This window comes from Rhizobium sp. ZX09 (assembly GCF_017357485.1).
GTDB classification, from domain to species: Bacteria; Pseudomonadota; Alphaproteobacteria; order Rhizobiales; family Rhizobiaceae; genus Agrobacterium; species Agrobacterium pusense.
Window position 1 is genome coordinate 2,504,437 of record NZ_CP031363.1, and the last position, 16,156, is coordinate 2,520,592.

Consider the following 16,156-nt stretch of genomic DNA (forward strand, 5'->3'; position numbering starts at 1 on the left):
ACCGTTTTCATCACCCTATATAGGAACGAGAATTGTGACGAAAAGCATCATAGAGCTGAAGAAAGCCGACCTCACGCTCGGCAGTGCCGCCGCCTCCGTCCACGTTCTCAAGAACATCGATCTCTCAATCAGAGAGAGCGAGGCGGTTGGCATCGTCGGCCCCTCCGGATCGGGAAAGTCGACACTTCTGATGGTGCTTGCCGGGCTCGAGAGGCTCGACAGCGGCGAAATCATCATTGCGGATACGCCGCTGCACGAGCTCGGTGAGGACGCGCTCGCGGATTTCCGCGGCCGCAACATCGGCATCGTTTTTCAGTCCTTCCACCTCATCGCCAACATGACCGCACTGGAAAATGTCGCAGTGCCGCTGGAATTGGCAAACGTTCCGAACCCGTTCAAAATCGCCGAGCGTGAACTGGTCGCTGTCGGTCTCGGCGAGCGCCTCAATCATTATCCCGGCCAGCTCTCCGGCGGCGAGCAGCAGCGTGTGGCCATCGCCCGCGCACTCGCCCCGTCGCCAGCCGTATTGATAGCCGATGAACCGACCGGCAACCTCGATACCGACACGGGCAAACAGATCGCCGATCTTCTGTTTGCCAAACAGGCCGAGCGCGGCATGACGATGATCCTCGTTACCCATGATCCCTCGCTGGCGGCCCGATGCTCACGGCAGATCAAGGTCCGCTCCGGCGAAATCGAGGGCGACAGCGCCCGCTCACAGATGGCTCGGGCGGTATCCGCATGACCGGAATCTTTCTTCCGTCTTTTGCAAATGTCAGAAACGCCGCAAGGCTCGCGCGGCGCGAAATTCGCGGCGGCCTGCGGGGCTTTTACATCTTCCTCGCCTGCATCGCGCTTGGAACCGGCGCCATCGCCGCCGTCAATTCCGTCTCGCGCGCGGTCACCAGCGCCATCGCCACGGAGGGGCAGTCCATACTGGCAGGCGACGTGCGTTTTGAGCTGCGCAACAGGGAAGTGACGGCAGAAGAGCGCGCTTACCTTGATAGTCTCGGCACCGTCGCGGTTTCCACCGGTCTACGCTCCATGGCGCGCCTCGCCAATGGCTCAGAACAGACCCTGACGGAAGTAAAGGCCATTGACGGCTCCTACCCGCTCTATGGAACGTTCGTGGCCGAGCCGAACCGGCCGCTGAGCGAGCTTCTGGCCGGAAATGACGACACCTATGGCGCGATTGCCGCGCCGCTTCTGCTGGAACGGCTCGGAATCAAGGTCGGCGATGAGATCCTGCTCGGTAATGTGACGTTGAAACTGAACGGCACCGTGATCGATGAGCCGGATGCCCTATCTGACGGTTTCGGTTTTGCTCCTCGACTGATGGTCAGCCGCGACGCCCTTTTCGCCTCTGGTCTCGTCCAGACGGGCAGTCTCGTCGAACACGCCTACAAGATCAAGCTGAACGACCCTGCAGCACGGGCGGCAATGACCGATGCAGCCAACAAGGCGTTTCCCGATGCCGGCTGGTCGATCCGCACCAGCGACCGGGCTGCCCCGTCGCTCACCGAAAACGTCAACAGGTTCTCGCAGTTTCTGACGCTGGTTGGCCTCACTGCCCTGATCGTCGGCGGTGTCGGCGTCGCCAATGCCGTTCGCGCATTTCTGGATTCCAAGCGCACCACCATCGCCTCGCTGAAATGCCTGGGTGCGCCGGCCTCCGTGGTCACCATGACCTATCTCTTCCAGATCGCCTTCATAGCGGCCGTCGGCATTGTCATCGGGCTTATGGTCGGTGCCGTTGCGCCACTCATCGCCATGCGGTTTCTGGAGGGCGTGCTGCCAGTGCCGGAAGAACTTGCCTTTTATCCAGGCGCGCTCGGTCTCGCCGCCCTGTTCGGCCTCCTGACGACACTCGCCTTCGCCATCGTACCACTCGGTCAGGCACGCGAGGTGCCGGCTACGGCGCTCTTCCGCGAACAGGGTTTCGAGGAGGGAAGCTGGCCATCCTGGCCTTATCTGACCGCGACCGGTGTGCTTCTGGCGGCGCTTGCGGCCCTTGCTGTCTTCTCGGCGGAAGACCGTTTCATAGCCTCGGTCTTCCTCGCGGCCATTGCCTTTGCCTTTGTAGTGCTGCGGCTGGTCGCCTCCGGGGTAAAGGCCATCGCCAAGCGCAGTCCGCGCGTTCATTCGGCTGCGCTGAGACTGGCGATCGGCAATATTCACCGACCGGGCGCACTCACCCCCTCGGTGGTTCTTTCTCTCGGCCTCGGCCTGACCCTCCTCGTGACGCTGACGCTGATCGACGGCAACCTGCGCCGCGAACTAACGGACAGCCTGCCGGAGAAGGCGCCGAATTTCTTTTTCGTCGATATTCAGGGCAGCGAAGTGCAAGGCTTCCGCGATCTTCTCAAACAGGAGGCGCCGCATGGCACCCTGACGGAAGTGCCGATGCTGCGCGGCCGCATCCTCGCTCTCAACGGAGAAGACGTAACGAAAATGGACGTACCCTCGTCCGGGCGATGGGTGCTGCGTGGTGACCGCGGCATCACCTATTCCGAAAACATTCCTGAAAATGCCAAGCTGACGGAGGGCGCCTGGTGGGCACCGGATTATAGCGGCGAACCACTGGTCTCCTTCGCAGCGAAAGAGGCGGGTGATCTGGGCCTGAAGATTGGCGACAGCGTCACCGTCAACGTGCTTGGCCGCAGCATTACGGCGAAGATCGCCAATCTGCGCAATGTCGAATGGGAATCCCTGTCGATCAACTTCGTCATGGTGTTTTCGCCCAATACTTTCCGCGGCGCGCCCCATGCCTGGCTGGCAACACTTGCCGATCCTTCCGCAACTGCGGCCGACGAAGGCCGCATATTGCGTGCCGTCACCAATACTTATCCCACGATCACCAGCGTCCGCGTGAAGGATGCGCTCGACGTCGTCAACCGGCTTGTCGGCCAGCTCGCGACCGCGATCCGCGCCGCCGCAGCCGTTGCGCTCATTGCGTCCGTCCTGGTTCTCGCCGGCGCGCTTGCGGCCGGCAATCGCGCCCGTACGCATGACGCCGTCATCCTGAAAACGCTGGGCGGCACGCGAAGCCTGCTCATACGCGCCTTCTCCTATGAATACATGATCCTCGGTCTCGCCACCGCCGTCTTCGCGCTTTTCGCCGGCGGTGTCTCCGCATGGTTCGTGATCGCCCGCATCATGAAGCTACCCTCCAGCTTCCTGCCGGATGTGGCAATCGGAACCCTTGTCGTCGCCCTTGTGATGACTGTGGGCATCGGCCTCATCGGCACCTGGCGGATTCTCGGGCAGAAGGCAGCGCCTGTTCTCAGACAGGCCGGCGAATGATCATCGGTTGTGCGCCGCTTAACTTTAACGATTAATTCTTTGTAATGATCGCCAAAACGTGAGCGCTTTTCGCGCATACGGTGTCTTTTCGACGGTAAAAGGCCTTGTATCGAACGCGTTCTGCCATCATATTCTTGAGCAGGCTTGCTGAAGCTCCGCAGCGGCGCCCGGGAGGTATCCCGACACCGTAGCAATTACGGAGCTCAAAAGAGGAAACAATGGCTGACTTTAATAACTACCAGAACCGCATGGCGCAGACGCGTGCACAGTCTGGTGCGCTGATCGACGAAGGTCTTCGCGCCTATATGCTCAAGGTTTACAACCTTATGGCGCTGGCTCTGGTCATCACCGGCGTTGCCGCGTTCGGCACTTATACGCTCGCCGCTTCCAATCCGGCTGTCCAGCAGCTGCTTTTTGCGTCGCCGCTTCGTTGGGTCGTGATGCTCGCGCCGCTGGCACTGGTCTTCTTCCTTAGCTTCCGCATCCAGAACATGAGCGTTTCCGCTGCGCAGACGACCTTCTGGGTTTACGCCGCGCTGATGGGTGTTTCGCTCTCCTCGATCTTCCTGGTCTACACCGGCCAGAGCATCGTGCAGACCTTCTTCGTGACCGCGGCCTCGTTCGGTGCGCTCTCGCTTTACGGTTACACGACCAAGAAAGACCTGTCTGGCATGGGTTCGTTCTTGATCATGGGCCTGTTCGGTCTGATCATCGCTTCGATCGTCAACATCTTCCTTGCATCCTCCGCGCTGCAGTTCGCGATTTCCGCGATTGGCGTGCTGATCTTCGCTGGCCTGACCGCCTACGACACCCAGAAGATCAAGGAAATGTATTTCGATGCTGACGATGTTGCCGTCGCCGGCCGCAAGGCCATCATGGGTGCGCTGACGCTCTATCTCGACTTCATCAACCTCTTCACCTTCCTCCTGCAGTTCCTCGGGAACCGCGACGACTAAGGGATTGGGTCTTACGGAAAAAAGAAAGGCGACCTCAGGGTCGCCTTTTTTATTACCTCATTTCGCTCAATGCGCCTGATCGTCTGTCGCAGGAGACTGACGTACTGGAGCTCATTCGATAAGTTTCAAAACCTTGTCGAAAACCTTGAGGACTTGCGGCAGCTCGTGGCCGCGCTTCAGAATGCGGCCATCCACATTCACGACGCTGTAAGCTCCCTGCTTCGCCGCAAGCCTGGGGTTCTTTTCGATCCTGTAGAGCGGCATTTCTCCCGACCGTTTAAAGACGGAAAACACCGCTTTTTCCTTCAGATGATCGATGGCGTAATCCCGCCACTCCCCTTCTCCCACCATGCGGCCATAAATTCGCAAAATCGCATCCAGCTCGCGGCGGTGAAAGGTCACCGGCAATGGATCCTTGTTCTTCTTGTACTCACGGAGATCGATAACGGTGGAACTGTCGCGTGAAGCGGTTTGAGCCTGCTGCACATCCGGTTGATCGGTCATCCAGTACCTCCGATTCCACCCAAATCATCAGATCAATGTGAGCTTGGCGGCTCGAAATTGCAAGTGTTGTCGACTTACGGCGCTCACAGGAACCAGATCTGCAGGCAGAAAAACAATGCGACAACGAGCATCTGCCCCAACATCACCGACAAACCGTCCCGCGCAAAAGCAGGGTAAAAACGGTAACCATTTAGGCACCCATTTTACGGGCGCCTGCCGTATTTCGGTCAAACCATGGCCTGAATTGGGTGGAATAGTCGCATTGTCAATTGATGCCTAGGCACCAAGATGACCCGGTCCGGTGCATTGACCCTTTACCCCCAGCCCCCAGTGCCCGGACCGGATCTTCAATCGCCAGATCGGCGATTATGGCGTTTCGTTCCCCAATAAAATACTTGCACCGACAATTGCCGCGGGATCACCGCTTGCATTCGCCGTTTGCAACAGCACGGCGCAGCCGCCCTTTTTTACCTTGGCCACCACGCTCGCCGGCAGCTTTACCGTCATCGGCGAACCGTCCCACATGCCGACCGTCTGCACGTCATAAACGCTGTGCCAGTAGGACATTTTTTTTCCCTGATTTTCACCCTTCTGCACATCCACGGTCTGCTCCCGGGTAAAATATGCGACGACGACATCGGCCTTGCCGCTGCCGGCACCGATATCGATCTCCACCTCGTCACCCGCAAATTTCGACGAGACGGGCACGTTCAATCCCTTGCCCTCACGCTTGAACGAGTCGAGCCTGTCATAAATCCCGCGCACATCCGCGCCCTTGACGTGGTCACGGCCGTTCAGAATGGCCTGCGGCGTGTAGACCCCGTTGCGGCCGAGTGCACGCATGTAACCGTATTGCCGTTCGGTATTTTCCTTGGATGCGAGCGAATCCGTCCAGCCGAGATAGTTCCAATAATCGACATGGTAGGAGAGACCGACGACGTCGCCCTTCTGGATCATCTTGCGCAGGGCCTCATCCGCCGGGGGGCAGGATGCACATCCCTGCGATGTGAACAATTCGACGACGCCCTTCACCGCCTCCTGCGCCTGCGCGGAGGTGACGAGCAACGTGCCGAGAAGACATATCGACAGGGGGAATTTCAGCGGCATTACAAAAACCTTTGTCCGGAAGAGATCCAGACGAATTGATGCGATCAATCCCGCCGGGATGCAAACCGGAAAATAACGTCTAACGCCCTTCAATAGAAAGTCACGAAGGGGTGAGCGACAATCACAAAACAAGCGACTTGAAACGGAAAGACGCCGGGATTGCTCCCGGCGCCTTCGATTGTCGAAGCTTTACGCAGCCAGATCGCGCAGAACGGTCTGCAGAATACCGCCATTGTTCATGTAGATCACTTCATCAAGCGTATCGATACGGCAAAGAAGCGGAACTTCCTTCACCGTGCCGTCGCTGTAAGTGATCTTGGCGATCTTCTTTTCACGCGGCTTGATCTCGCCTTCGAGACCGTCGATCTCAACGATTTCATCGCCTTTGAGGTCGAGGCTCGCCCAGGACGTTCCCTCTTCAAAGACGAAGGGCACGACGCCCATGCCGACCAGGTTCGAACGGTGAATACGCTCAAAGGACTGCGCGATAACCGCCTTGACGCCGAGCAGGTTGGTACCCTTGGCCGCCCAGTCACGGGATGAGCCGTTGCCATATTCGACACCTGCAAAGATGACGAGCGGAACGCCCTCAGCCTTGTACTTCATGGCCGCGTCATAGATCGACATCTCTTCCTTGGACGGATAGTGGATGGTGTAACCACCTTCCTTGCCGTTCGGGCCGAGCATGTGGTTGCGGATGCGGATGTTGGCGAAGGTGCCGCGCATCATCACTTCGTGGTTGCCACGACGTGTGCCGTACTGGTTGAAGTCGGCAACGCCGACACCATGCTCGGTGAGATAAGCACCGGCAGGCGATGCCGCCTTGATCGAACCGGCCGGAGAAATATGGTCGGTGGTGATCTTGTCGCCGAAGAGACCGAGAACGCGCGCGCCCTTGATGTTCTTGAGACCCGAGCCCGTCTTGCCCATGCCCACGAAGTAGGGTGGGTTCTGGACATAGGTCGAGTTGTCGTCCCAGGCATAGGTCTGACCCGGCGGCACCTGAACGGCCTGCCAGTTGGCATCACCCTTGAAGACGTCGGCGTACTTCGTCTCGTAAAGCTCGCGCGTGACGTATTTCAGGATGAACTCCTGAATTTCCTTCGAGGTCGGCCAGATATCCTTGAGATAGACCGGGTTGCCATCCTTATCATTGCCGATCGGCTCCTTGGTCAGATCCTTCTGGACCGTACCGGCAAGAGCGTAAGCGACGACGAGGGGCGGAGAGGCCAGATAGTTCGCCTGCACGTCAGGCGAGATACGGCCTTCGAAGTTGCGGTTACCGGAGAGAACGCCGGCCGCAATCAGGCCCTTGTCGTTGATCGTCTTGGAGATCGGCGCCGGCAGCGGGCCGGAGTTGCCGATGCAGGTCGTGCAGCCGAAGCCAACGAGGTTGAAACCGATCGCATCGAGATCCTTTTGAAGGCCCGACTTGTCGAGATATTCGGCAACCACCTGTGATCCAGGTGCAAGCGACGTCTTCACCCATGGCTTGGAGGTCAGCCCCTTGGCGACAGCGTTACGGGCGAGAAGGCCGGCAGCGATGAGGACGGAGGGGTTGGACGTGTTGGTGCAGGAGGTGATGGCGGCAATTGCCACATCGCCGTGACCAAGATCGAAGTCCTCGCCTTCAACCGCGTAGCGGCTCGAAAGCTGGCCGGGCTTCTTGTAGTCGTTTTCGAGAGCCGTCGCGAAATTGGGCGCGATGGTTTCGAGCGGCAGACGGCCTTCCGGACGCTTCGGGCCGGCCATGGACGGTACGACGTCGCCGAGGTCGAGTTCGAGAGTGTCAGTAAAGACAAGATCGGAACCGTCGCCGGTGCGCCACATGTCCTGGGCCTTGGAGTAGGCTTCCACGAGCGCAATACGATCCTTTGCACGGCCGGACATCGTCAGGTAATTGATGGTTTCGCTGTCAACCGGGAAGAAGCCGCAGGTCGCGCCATATTCCGGGCCCATATTGCCGATGGTCGCCCGGTCGGCCAAAGACATCGAATCAAGGCCGGGGCCGAAGAATTCGACGAACTTGGAGACGACGCCCTTCTTGCGCAGCATCTGCACGACGGTCAGAACGAGGTCAGTCGCGGTGACGCCCTCCTTGACCTTGCCAGTCAGCTTGAAGCCGATGACCTCAGGCAGAAGCATGGAGACGGGCTGGCCGAGCATGGCCGCTTCAGCCTCGATACCGCCGACGCCCCAGCCGAGAACGCCGAGGCCGTTGATCATGGTCGTGTGGCTATCCGTGCCGACGCAGGTATCCGGATAAGCGATGGTCTCGCCGTCCTCTTCCTTGGTCCAGACGGTCTGGCCGAGATATTCCAGGTTGACCTGGTGACAGATGCCCGTGCCGGGGGGAACAACGCGGAAGTTCTTGAATGCCTGCTGGCCCCACTTGAGGAAGCGGTAACGCTCGCCATTGCGCTCATATTCAAGTTCGACGTTGCGGGCAAAAGCGTTCGGCGTACCGAATTCGTCAACGATAACGGAGTGGTCGATGACGAGATCGACAGGAACCAGCGGATTGATCTTTTCGGGATCTCCACCCCGCGCTTTGATACCATCACGCATCGCGGCAAGATCGACCACGGCAGGAACGCCGGTAAAGTCCTGCATGAGAACGCGGGCGGGGCGGTAGGCGATTTCGTTTTCGGTGAGGCCCTTGTTGTTGAGCCATTCGGAAACCGCCAGAATGTGTTCCTTGGTAACGGACTGGCCGTCCTCGAAACGCAGGAGGTTTTCGAGCAGGACCTTCATGGAATAGGGCAGCTTGGAAACGCCCTTCAGGCCATTGGCTTCAGCCTTGGGCAGGCTGAAATAGACATAGTCCTTACCATCGACGGTAAGAACGGAACGACATTTGAAACTGTCGAGTGATTTGGGCATGGATAAAAACCCCGCTTACACTGATAGCCAACACGTTCGTGCGGACACCTATGCACTCATGCACATCAGGATGCGGGTACGACCATTTCCGCTGTCCGCACGTGAAAATTGCTCCTCGCAATCGTCAAGTCCGGCGCAAGATGATGTTCACGCCGGCCGCTGGCGTGTTGACACCCATATAGATAATTTCAGACAAACGTGCCAGACCATTCCACGACGCTAATCGATTTTTTTATGATCGAACGGCAAATTTTAATCGGAACCGCAGCATGCATCTGACGGCGGAAAATCTTGGCGTGCGACGCGGCGAAGATTTCATATTCATGAATATTTCCTTCAAGTTAAGCGGCGGCGAGGCACTGGTGCTGACCGGCCGTAACGGCTCAGGAAAATCGACGCTGCTGCGCACGGTGGCCGGTCTGTTGCGACCCGAACAGGGCAGTGTAAAGATAGCCGGCGAAGGGGTTGATGATGAAATGCGGCCGTCAGAGGCTTGCCACTATCTCGGCCATCGCAATGCGATGAAGACGGAACTGACGGTTTCCGAGAACCTGCGCTTCTGGAAGGATTTCCTTGGAGACTTTCATGGCGCGGCGGGCGTAGCGATTGACGAGGCGGCAGAGAGTGTCGGCCTTGCTGGCATTACCCACCTGCCTTTCGGTTATCTGTCCGCCGGTCAACAGCGCCGCTTCGCGATGGCAAAGCTCCTTGTGGCATGGCGGCCGGTATGGATTCTCGATGAACCGACTGCGGCGCTCGACAGGGCGGCAGACGACATGTTTACCGATCTTGTGAAAAGTCACTTGGGAAAAGGCGGCATCATTCTTGCCGCGACCCACCAGCCCTTGGGCCTGGAGAAGGCGCAGGAGTTGCAGATGAACGGGTTCGCGGGCGTGGAGGCTTGGGCGTGATGGCGATGTGCGCGTGGCTTACCCCCCTCTGCCCTGCCGGGCATCTCCCCCTCAAGGGGGGAGATCGATCTGCGGCGAGATTTCGCCTACGTCAAAGTTTTCGGATAGAGCGGCGAAAGTGCCTCCTGCTGATCTCCCCCCTTGAGGGGGAGATGTCCGGCAGGACAGAGGGGGGTAAACTACACCCACCGAGGCCACGCCAATGACCGCCCTCTTCCTCCGCGATCTCAAACTCTCCATCCGCGCCGGCGGCGGCGCGCTGATCGGCGTCCTGTTCTTCATGACAGTGGTTGCCGTCATCCCTTTCGGCGTTGGACCCGATCTCAACCTGCTTGCTCGTATCGGCCCGGCCATTGTCTGGATCGGCGCACTTCTGTCCGCCCTTCTCGGCCTCGACCGGTTGTTCCAGGCCGAACGCGACGACGGCTCCCTCGATCTCATCCTGATGCAGGAAACGCCACTGGTGCTGACCGTCTTCGTCAAATGCCTGGCGCACTGGGTATCAACGGGCCTGCCCTTGGTGCTGGCATCACCCCTTCTCGGCCTGTTCATGAACATGGACGAGGTGGCAATCGGCGCGGTGATGCTCACCCTTCTCGTCGGCTCACCCGCCATCACCTTCATCGGCGCGGTGGGGGCGGCGGTCGCCGTTGCCCTGCCACGCGGCGGCCTTCTGGTCTCCATCCTCGTCCTGCCGCTCGCCATTCCGGTGCTGATCTTCGGTGTCAGCGCTTCCTACGCGGCAGTGCAGGACCCGGCCCCCTTCCTGCCGCCCCTTCTCATTTTGTGCGCGATCACGTTATTTTCAGCCGTGACCGGCCCTTTCTTTGCCGCTTTGGCGCTGCGCAATGTTATGGATTGATGAAACCGCGATGGATGACCCCCTGTTGACAGGGATCAATTGCGGGGCGGCCATTCTCGGGTTACACAAACGGCATGAACGAGCAGACCTTCACCATCACCAAGTTCAGCGATCTCGCCAATCCCACGCGCTTTCTGGCGCTGGCCGCACGCATCCTGCCATGGCTCGCCGGTTTGACAGCGCTGGTGCTGGCGGCCGGGCTCTACATGTCCTTCAGCTCAGAGGGAGATTACCAGCAGGGCTACACTGTGCGGATCATGTATGTGCACGTGCCTTCTGCATGGCTGGCGATGATGTGTTATTCCGTCATGGCGGTCTCCGCCATCGGCACCCTCGTCTGGCGTCACCCGCTGGCCGATGTCAGTCACAAGGCGGCAGCCCCCATCGGTGCAGCCTTCACGCTCATCGCACTTATCACCGGCTCACTCTGGGGCAAGCCTATGTGGGGAACCTGGTGGGTGTGGGATGCGCGGCTGACCTCCGTTTTCGTGCTTTTCCTGATGTATCTCGGGCTCATCGCACTCAATCGCGCCATGGACGATCCATCCAGAGCCGCCCGCGTCAGCGCGGTGCTGATCCTCGTCGGGTTCGTGAATATTCCGATCATCAAGTTTTCGGTCGAGTGGTGGAATACGTTGCATCAGCCGGCAAGCGTCATCCGGATGGGCGGTTCCGCCATCGACGCGGAGTTTCTCTGGCCGCTTCTGACCATGGCCATCGGTTTCACGTTGCTGTTCTTCACCCTGCATATCGCCGCCATGCGCAATGAAATCTGGCGCCGACGCGTGGCCGCGCAACGTCGGCTTGCCGCTCGCATGGCGAACCGGGAGAGTTGAGGGATGACACACGCCTTTTATATCGGCATGTCCTATGCGGCGACCGGCCTTGTCGTTCTCTGTCTCATCGCCTGGGTCGTCGTTGACGGCCAGGCACGCAAGCGGGAACTGAAGGAACTCGAAGCATCCGGCGTGCGCCGCAGGGCAAGAGCCGGTTCCGCTGGTGACGGCAAATGACGCAGACTAACCAGAATGACACATCAAAATCCAGGTCGTCTGGCCGCGCACGTTACGCGCTGGCGCTTCTTCCCTTGCTGCTGTTCGGCGGCTTTGCCCTCGTTGCCGGCAAGATGCTATATGATCAGGATGTCAACGGACTGGATGTCAGCGCCATACCGTCAGCGCTGATCGGTACCAGGGCGCCGACCCTGTCGCTGCCGCCGCTGGAAGGTTCGAACCTGCCGGCACTGACGGATGCCGCCATCAGGGGCAAGCTGACGCTGGTCAATGTCTTCGCTTCCTGGTGCATTCCCTGCCGGCAGGAACATCCGCTGTTGCAGGAACTGGCGAAAGACGACCGCATCACTGTCGTCGGCATCAATTACAAGGACAAGCCGGACAATGCCCTGCGCTTCCTCGGCGAGCTCGGCAACCCCTTTGCTGCCATAGGTATCGATCCCAGCGGCAAGGCGGCGATTGACTGGGGTGTGTATGGCATTCCCGAAAGTTACCTGGTCGGCGCTGATGGCACGATCCTTTACAAAAAGGTCGGCCCCTTCGATGCTCGCAGCGTCGAGCGCGACCTGCGACCGGCCATTGCGGCCGCAGCCGGGAAATAACCGCTCGTAAGGCATCACGCCTTGTTAACGACCCTCAGAGGCGGGCCTTCCGCCGGCAGACGCATGCCTTCCAGCACCACCTGATCGCGACCGCCGCGTTTTGCGGCATAAAGACTGTCATCAGCACGCTTGATGGCGTCGTGAATGGAATGATCGCCCCTCGCGACCGCCGAAACACCGAAGCTCGCCGTGATCTGACTGGTCACACCCCGGTTGCGCCAATCCAGTGACGACAGGCCTGTCCGCATGCCATTGGCAAGCTGGCTGGCCGCAGCAGCCGTCTGACCGGGCAGGAACACCACGAATTCCTCGCCGCCGAAACGCGCTACCAGCGCATCCTCGGGTGCATTTTTTGTGAGAAGATCGGAAAGGCCGATGAGGACGATATCTCCCGCCGCATGGCCGTAGACATCATTGATACGCTTGAAATGGTCTATGTCGCAGGCAATCACCGCGCCATCAGGCGTATCATTGCGAAAGTCGGGCACACGCCGGTCGAAGCCACGGCGGTTCAGCACGTCCGTCAGGGGGTCATGCTCCGCCGCGTGCTGATGCCGGTCCACGGTGACGGAAATCTGGCTCGCGAGCACCGAAAGCGCGAGCAAGAAGCCAAAAATACTCGCAGCAAGCTGCATGTAGAAAGCATAATCCGACTCGAAGAACTCGCTGAGCTCGATCATCGAGCCTCCCGGCGTCATCACCAGCAGCAAGCCGATGCGCACCAGCGTCTCCACCACCACGAGACAGGCAATTCCCACCATCAGCCTGTCGGCAAGCGCAGCCGGGCGCTTTCGCACGAGCCAGACCGGGATCGCGAGCAAAAGGGCGCAAACGAGATCGCCGATGACGAGTTCGCGTTTCAGATCGGGGGTGATGAAAACATGGAAAGAGACCAGCAACACCGCAACCACGACGATCGACAGGCGCGCCTTGGTATAGAGCGGCCGCCCGAAATGGGTGAGCAACGCGTGGCCATAGAGGAAGAAGGCGGAAAAGAACAACAGATTCGAAAGGATCGCCTGAACTTCAAAAGGCAGCCCGCCAAGCACCAGCGGTGTTGCAAAAGCAAAGGCCGCCGAAAGATATCCGATACCCCAGTAGCGGGCGGAAGCCTGCCCGGTCCTCTGCAGGAACAGAAACACCACGCCGAATGTCAGCATGATAAAGGGAAGAAGATAGGCGAAATTGTCTTGCAATGGGTTCTGCCGAAGGGAGAGACGAGCCTTTGAATCCGGATGTTACCGCAATGCCCTTAAGAAAGCCTGCATATATCGCGCGATTCCAAGGCCGTTCGGACTGCAATGTCGACGAACACCGTTCACATTTGCGGGAGCGCGTTCTGCCATTCCTTTATGGCTTCAACAGGCCAGACAAGCATGACGACGTTGAGCGTCAGATTATCGCGGATCAGCCAGCCAGTGAATATCTCGAAGAAGATGGCGACCACCACCGTTAGCCACACCGGCACTCGAGCAGCGAACAGGAAACCCAGCGCCATGAACACTGTGTCCATAGCAGAGTTCAAAATGCTGTCCCCCGTATACCCCAGCGCCATCGTCGCGGTTCGGTAGCGATCGATGATGATGGGCGAATTTTCAAGAATTTCCCACGCGGCCTCTACCAGCACCGCAAGGGAAAGCCGCATGGAAAGCGGCTTGTTGCGGAACAGCAGCCACGCAAACCAGTAGAACAGGAAGCCGTGGATGATATGTGACGGGGTGTACCAGTCGGCGATGTGCTGGGAGTTGCCCGGTGTATTCACACCAGGCTCGAACAGCTTAACATAACCGCATTCACAAATCGGAATGCGGCCCATGGCGTAGAGAATGATGATCTGCAGGAGAAGCAGCCCGGCGGCCACGCCGAACCATTTAAGCGAACGCGAACGGGAAGCCGGCATCTCCGCAACTGTCATTTTTCGTCCTTGCCAAGCGGCTCGACAGAATGGCGCATCACAAGCGGCATCTGCGCCATGGTGAAGATGATGGTGATCGGCATGGTGCCCCAGACCTTGAAGGCCACCCAGGCGTCTGTGGAGAACATGCGCCAGACAACCTCGTTCAGCACCGCCAGAAAGAGGAAAAAGATACCCCAGCGCAGCGTCAGCTTGCGCCAGCCCTCATCCGTAAGCTTGAAGGCGGAATTGAAGACGTAACCGAGCAGCGACTGCCCGAAGAACAGGCCGCCCAGCAGGATGACGCCAAACAGCGTGTTGACGATGGTCGGCTTCATCTTGATGAAAGTGTCGTTCTGCAACCACAACGTCAGAGCGCCGAACACGAAGACCACGATGCCTGAAATCAGTGGCATGATCGGCAGCTTGCGCGTCAGCACCCAGGAAACGGAGAGCGCAATCGCCGTCGCGATCATGAACAGGCCGGTGGCGATGAAGATCGGGCCACCGAACTCTGTTAGAACCGGAAAAGTGGTGGCAAGCCATTCGCCGCGGGAATTGGCGAAAAAGAAAACGACGAGCGGGCCAAGCTCAAGCACGAATTTCAGGAGCGGGCTGATTTCCGCCACCATCTTTTCGCTTTCCTTGGAATTGCTTTCAATATCCATACTCAAACTCCCGCAATGGCCTTGGCGAAATCTTCCGCCTCGAAGGGCTCCAGATCGTCAACACCTTCACCCACGCCGATGAAATAGACCGGCAGCTTGTGCTTTGCAGCGATGGCGACGAGGATACCGCCCCGCGCCGTGCCATCCAATTTTGTCATAATCAGGCCCGAAACGCCCGCAACATTGCGGAATATTTCCACCTGGTTCATGGCGTTCTGGCCCGTCGTTGCGTCCAGAGTCTGCAACACGGTGTGCGGCGCATCCGGATCGAGCTTGCCGAGCACGCGCACGATCTTTTCCAGTTCCGCCATCAGTTCCGTCTTGTTCTGCAAACGGCCCGCCGTATCGATGATGAGCACATCGCTTTTCTGCGCCCGCGCCTGCTCATAGGCATCGTAAGCCAGACCCGAGGCATCTGCCCCAAGCTTGGTGCCGATGAAGTCCGAGCCGGTGCGGTCGGCCCATATCTTCAACTGCTCAATCGCTGCCGCGCGGAAAGTATCGCCGGCCGCCAGCATCACCTTGAGGCCCGAGCCAGAAAGCTTGGCGGCGAGCTTGCCGATGGTCGTCGTCTTGCCCGTACCGTTGACGCCGACCACGAGAATGACATGCGGCTTGTGCGAGAGATCGAGTTCCAAAGGTCTGGCAACAGGCTTCAGCACCTTGGTGATTTCACCAGCCATAATGCGCGCCACATCTTTACCGCTCACATCCTTGCCGTAACGCTCCGAAGACAGGGCGCCGGTGATGCGCATGGCGGTCTCGACACCAAGATCGGACTGGATGAGAAGGTCTTCCAGCTCGTCGAGCGTATCTTCATCCAGCTTGCGTTTGGTGAAAAGCGCCGAAATCTGTGTGGTTAGCTGCGAAGACGTGCGGGCAAGCCCGTTTCGCAGGCGCTGGAACCACGTCAGTTTCACCTCAGCTACGGCAGGCGCAGGCTCCTGCCGTTCACTGGCGGACGAAAAACCCTTTGGCAGAGCTGGTGGAACCGCAATGGGTTCAGGCGCTGTCGCGGCTTCCGCCTCGTCAAGCAGCGCATCCATCGCATCGGCATCAAGCACGATGTCGGCAGCCTCCGGAATCGGCTCGACCTTCTCCTCGGCAGCGGCTTCCGCCTGCAGCAACGACAATGGCACCACGCCCATATCGCCAGAAAGCTCGGCACCGGGAAGAAGCGGCGCGTCCTCGTCTTCATTCTCGCCGGAGGAAGCTAGATCTTCCGCCTCGTCGGGGGCCGGGCCGCCGGCCGTCTCCATCTCCAGTTCGGAAACAGGGTCCTTGTCGACAGCATCATGCGCTTCGGCGTCGTTCAGCGCCGCTTCGAAAGAGGCGTTTTCATTGCCGCGCTCAAGCGCAGCATTCTCTTGTGGCCGCTCTTCCGTTTCGGCCTTGTCCTTGCCGAACGAAAAGACTTTTTTGATGAAGCCGAGGGCCATGGTTGTTCCCGTGT

15 protein-coding genes are annotated in these 16,156 nt (G+C 59.1%); 8 read left to right on the forward strand and 7 right to left on the reverse strand.

The window, feature by feature from the left end; translation table 11 throughout:
• The first annotated feature begins 34 nt into the window (after positions 1 to 34).
• From BTN45_RS12350 to BTN45_RS12360, 3 genes are all read left to right on the forward strand, one after another.
• Entirely contained in the window at positions 35 to 745 is a 711-nt protein-coding gene (locus BTN45_RS12350) for an ABC transporter ATP-binding protein (RefSeq protein ID WP_207588086.1), read from the forward strand.
• Entirely contained in the window at positions 742 to 3,303 is a 2,562-nt protein-coding gene (locus BTN45_RS12355; RefSeq protein ID WP_207588088.1) for an ABC transporter permease, read from the forward strand. Before BTN45_RS12350 ends, BTN45_RS12355 begins: the two co-directional genes overlap by 4 nt.
• A 218-nt stretch (positions 3,304 to 3,521) precedes the next feature.
• Positions 3,522 to 4,259, forward strand: a complete 738-nt coding sequence (locus tag BTN45_RS12360) for a Bax inhibitor-1/YccA family protein (RefSeq protein ID WP_006698258.1) — start codon at positions 3,522 to 3,524, stop codon at positions 4,257 to 4,259.
• Between the two features lie 111 nt (positions 4,260 to 4,370).
• On the opposite strand, the gene BTN45_RS12365 is transcribed toward BTN45_RS12360, so the two are convergent.
• From BTN45_RS12365 to acnA, 3 genes are all read right to left on the reverse strand, one after another.
• Positions 4,371 to 4,763 (reverse strand): DUF2794 domain-containing protein, encoded by a 393-nt coding sequence (locus tag BTN45_RS12365; protein ID WP_004443903.1) that lies wholly within the window; start codon positions 4,761 to 4,763, stop codon positions 4,371 to 4,373.
• Between the two features lie 366 nt (positions 4,764 to 5,129).
• Complete coding sequence (locus tag BTN45_RS12370) at positions 5,130 to 5,870, reverse strand: thioredoxin family protein (RefSeq protein WP_072495153.1); 741 nt, start codon at positions 5,868 to 5,870, stop codon at positions 5,130 to 5,132.
• A gap of 189 nt (positions 5,871 to 6,059) precedes the next feature.
• Positions 6,060 to 8,753, reverse strand: a complete 2,694-nt coding sequence (gene acnA, locus BTN45_RS12375; protein WP_207588090.1) for an aconitate hydratase AcnA — start codon at positions 8,751 to 8,753, stop codon at positions 6,060 to 6,062.
• A gap of 269 nt (positions 8,754 to 9,022) precedes the next feature.
• On the opposite strand from acnA, the gene ccmA reads away from it, so the two are divergent.
• The 5 genes from ccmA (at position 9,023) to BTN45_RS12400 (ending at position 12,141) form a co-directional block, all read left to right on the forward strand.
• Positions 9,023 to 9,664 (forward strand): heme ABC exporter ATP-binding protein CcmA, encoded by a 642-nt coding sequence (gene ccmA / locus BTN45_RS12380; RefSeq protein ID WP_207588092.1) that lies wholly within the window; start codon positions 9,023 to 9,025, stop codon positions 9,662 to 9,664.
• Between the two features lie 202 nt (positions 9,665 to 9,866).
• A complete protein-coding gene (ccmB, locus tag BTN45_RS12385; protein WP_113382023.1) occupies positions 9,867 to 10,526 on the forward strand; it encodes a heme exporter protein CcmB in 660 nt (219 codons plus the stop codon).
• A gap of 74 nt (positions 10,527 to 10,600) precedes the next feature.
• A complete protein-coding gene (locus BTN45_RS12390) occupies positions 10,601 to 11,362 on the forward strand; it encodes a heme ABC transporter permease (protein ID WP_207588094.1) in 762 nt (253 codons plus the stop codon).
• Between the two features lie 3 nt (positions 11,363 to 11,365).
• Complete coding sequence (gene ccmD / locus BTN45_RS12395; RefSeq protein ID WP_004443917.1) at positions 11,366 to 11,539, forward strand: heme exporter protein CcmD; 174 nt, start codon at positions 11,366 to 11,368, stop codon at positions 11,537 to 11,539.
• Complete coding sequence (locus BTN45_RS12400; RefSeq protein WP_207588096.1) at positions 11,536 to 12,141, forward strand: DsbE family thiol:disulfide interchange protein; 606 nt, start codon at positions 11,536 to 11,538, stop codon at positions 12,139 to 12,141. The genes ccmD and BTN45_RS12400 overlap by 4 nt, the downstream gene beginning before the upstream one ends.
• A 14-nt stretch (positions 12,142 to 12,155) precedes the next feature.
• On the opposite strand, the gene BTN45_RS12405 is transcribed toward BTN45_RS12400, so the two are convergent.
• The 4 genes from BTN45_RS12405 to ftsY all read right to left on the reverse strand — a co-directional run bounded on the left by BTN45_RS12405 (position 12,156) and on the right by ftsY (position 16,142).
• A complete protein-coding gene (locus tag BTN45_RS12405; protein ID WP_034500065.1) occupies positions 12,156 to 13,337 on the reverse strand; it encodes a GGDEF domain-containing protein in 1,182 nt (393 codons plus the stop codon).
• A gap of 122 nt (positions 13,338 to 13,459) precedes the next feature.
• The gene (locus BTN45_RS12410) at positions 13,460 to 14,056 is read right to left on the reverse strand and encodes a DUF2585 domain-containing protein (protein WP_207588098.1); all 597 of its coding nucleotides are present in this window, start codon (positions 14,054 to 14,056) and stop codon (positions 13,460 to 13,462) included.
• Positions 14,053 to 14,703, reverse strand: coding sequence for a septation protein A (locus BTN45_RS12415; protein ID WP_045533382.1), 651 nt, complete (start codon positions 14,701 to 14,703; stop codon positions 14,053 to 14,055). Before BTN45_RS12415 ends, BTN45_RS12410 begins: the two co-directional genes overlap by 4 nt.
• A 2-nt stretch (positions 14,704 to 14,705) precedes the next feature.
• Positions 14,706 to 16,142 (reverse strand): signal recognition particle-docking protein FtsY, encoded by a 1,437-nt coding sequence (ftsY, locus tag BTN45_RS12420; RefSeq protein ID WP_207588114.1) that lies wholly within the window; start codon positions 16,140 to 16,142, stop codon positions 14,706 to 14,708.
• Positions 16,143 to 16,156 lie beyond the last annotated feature (14 nt).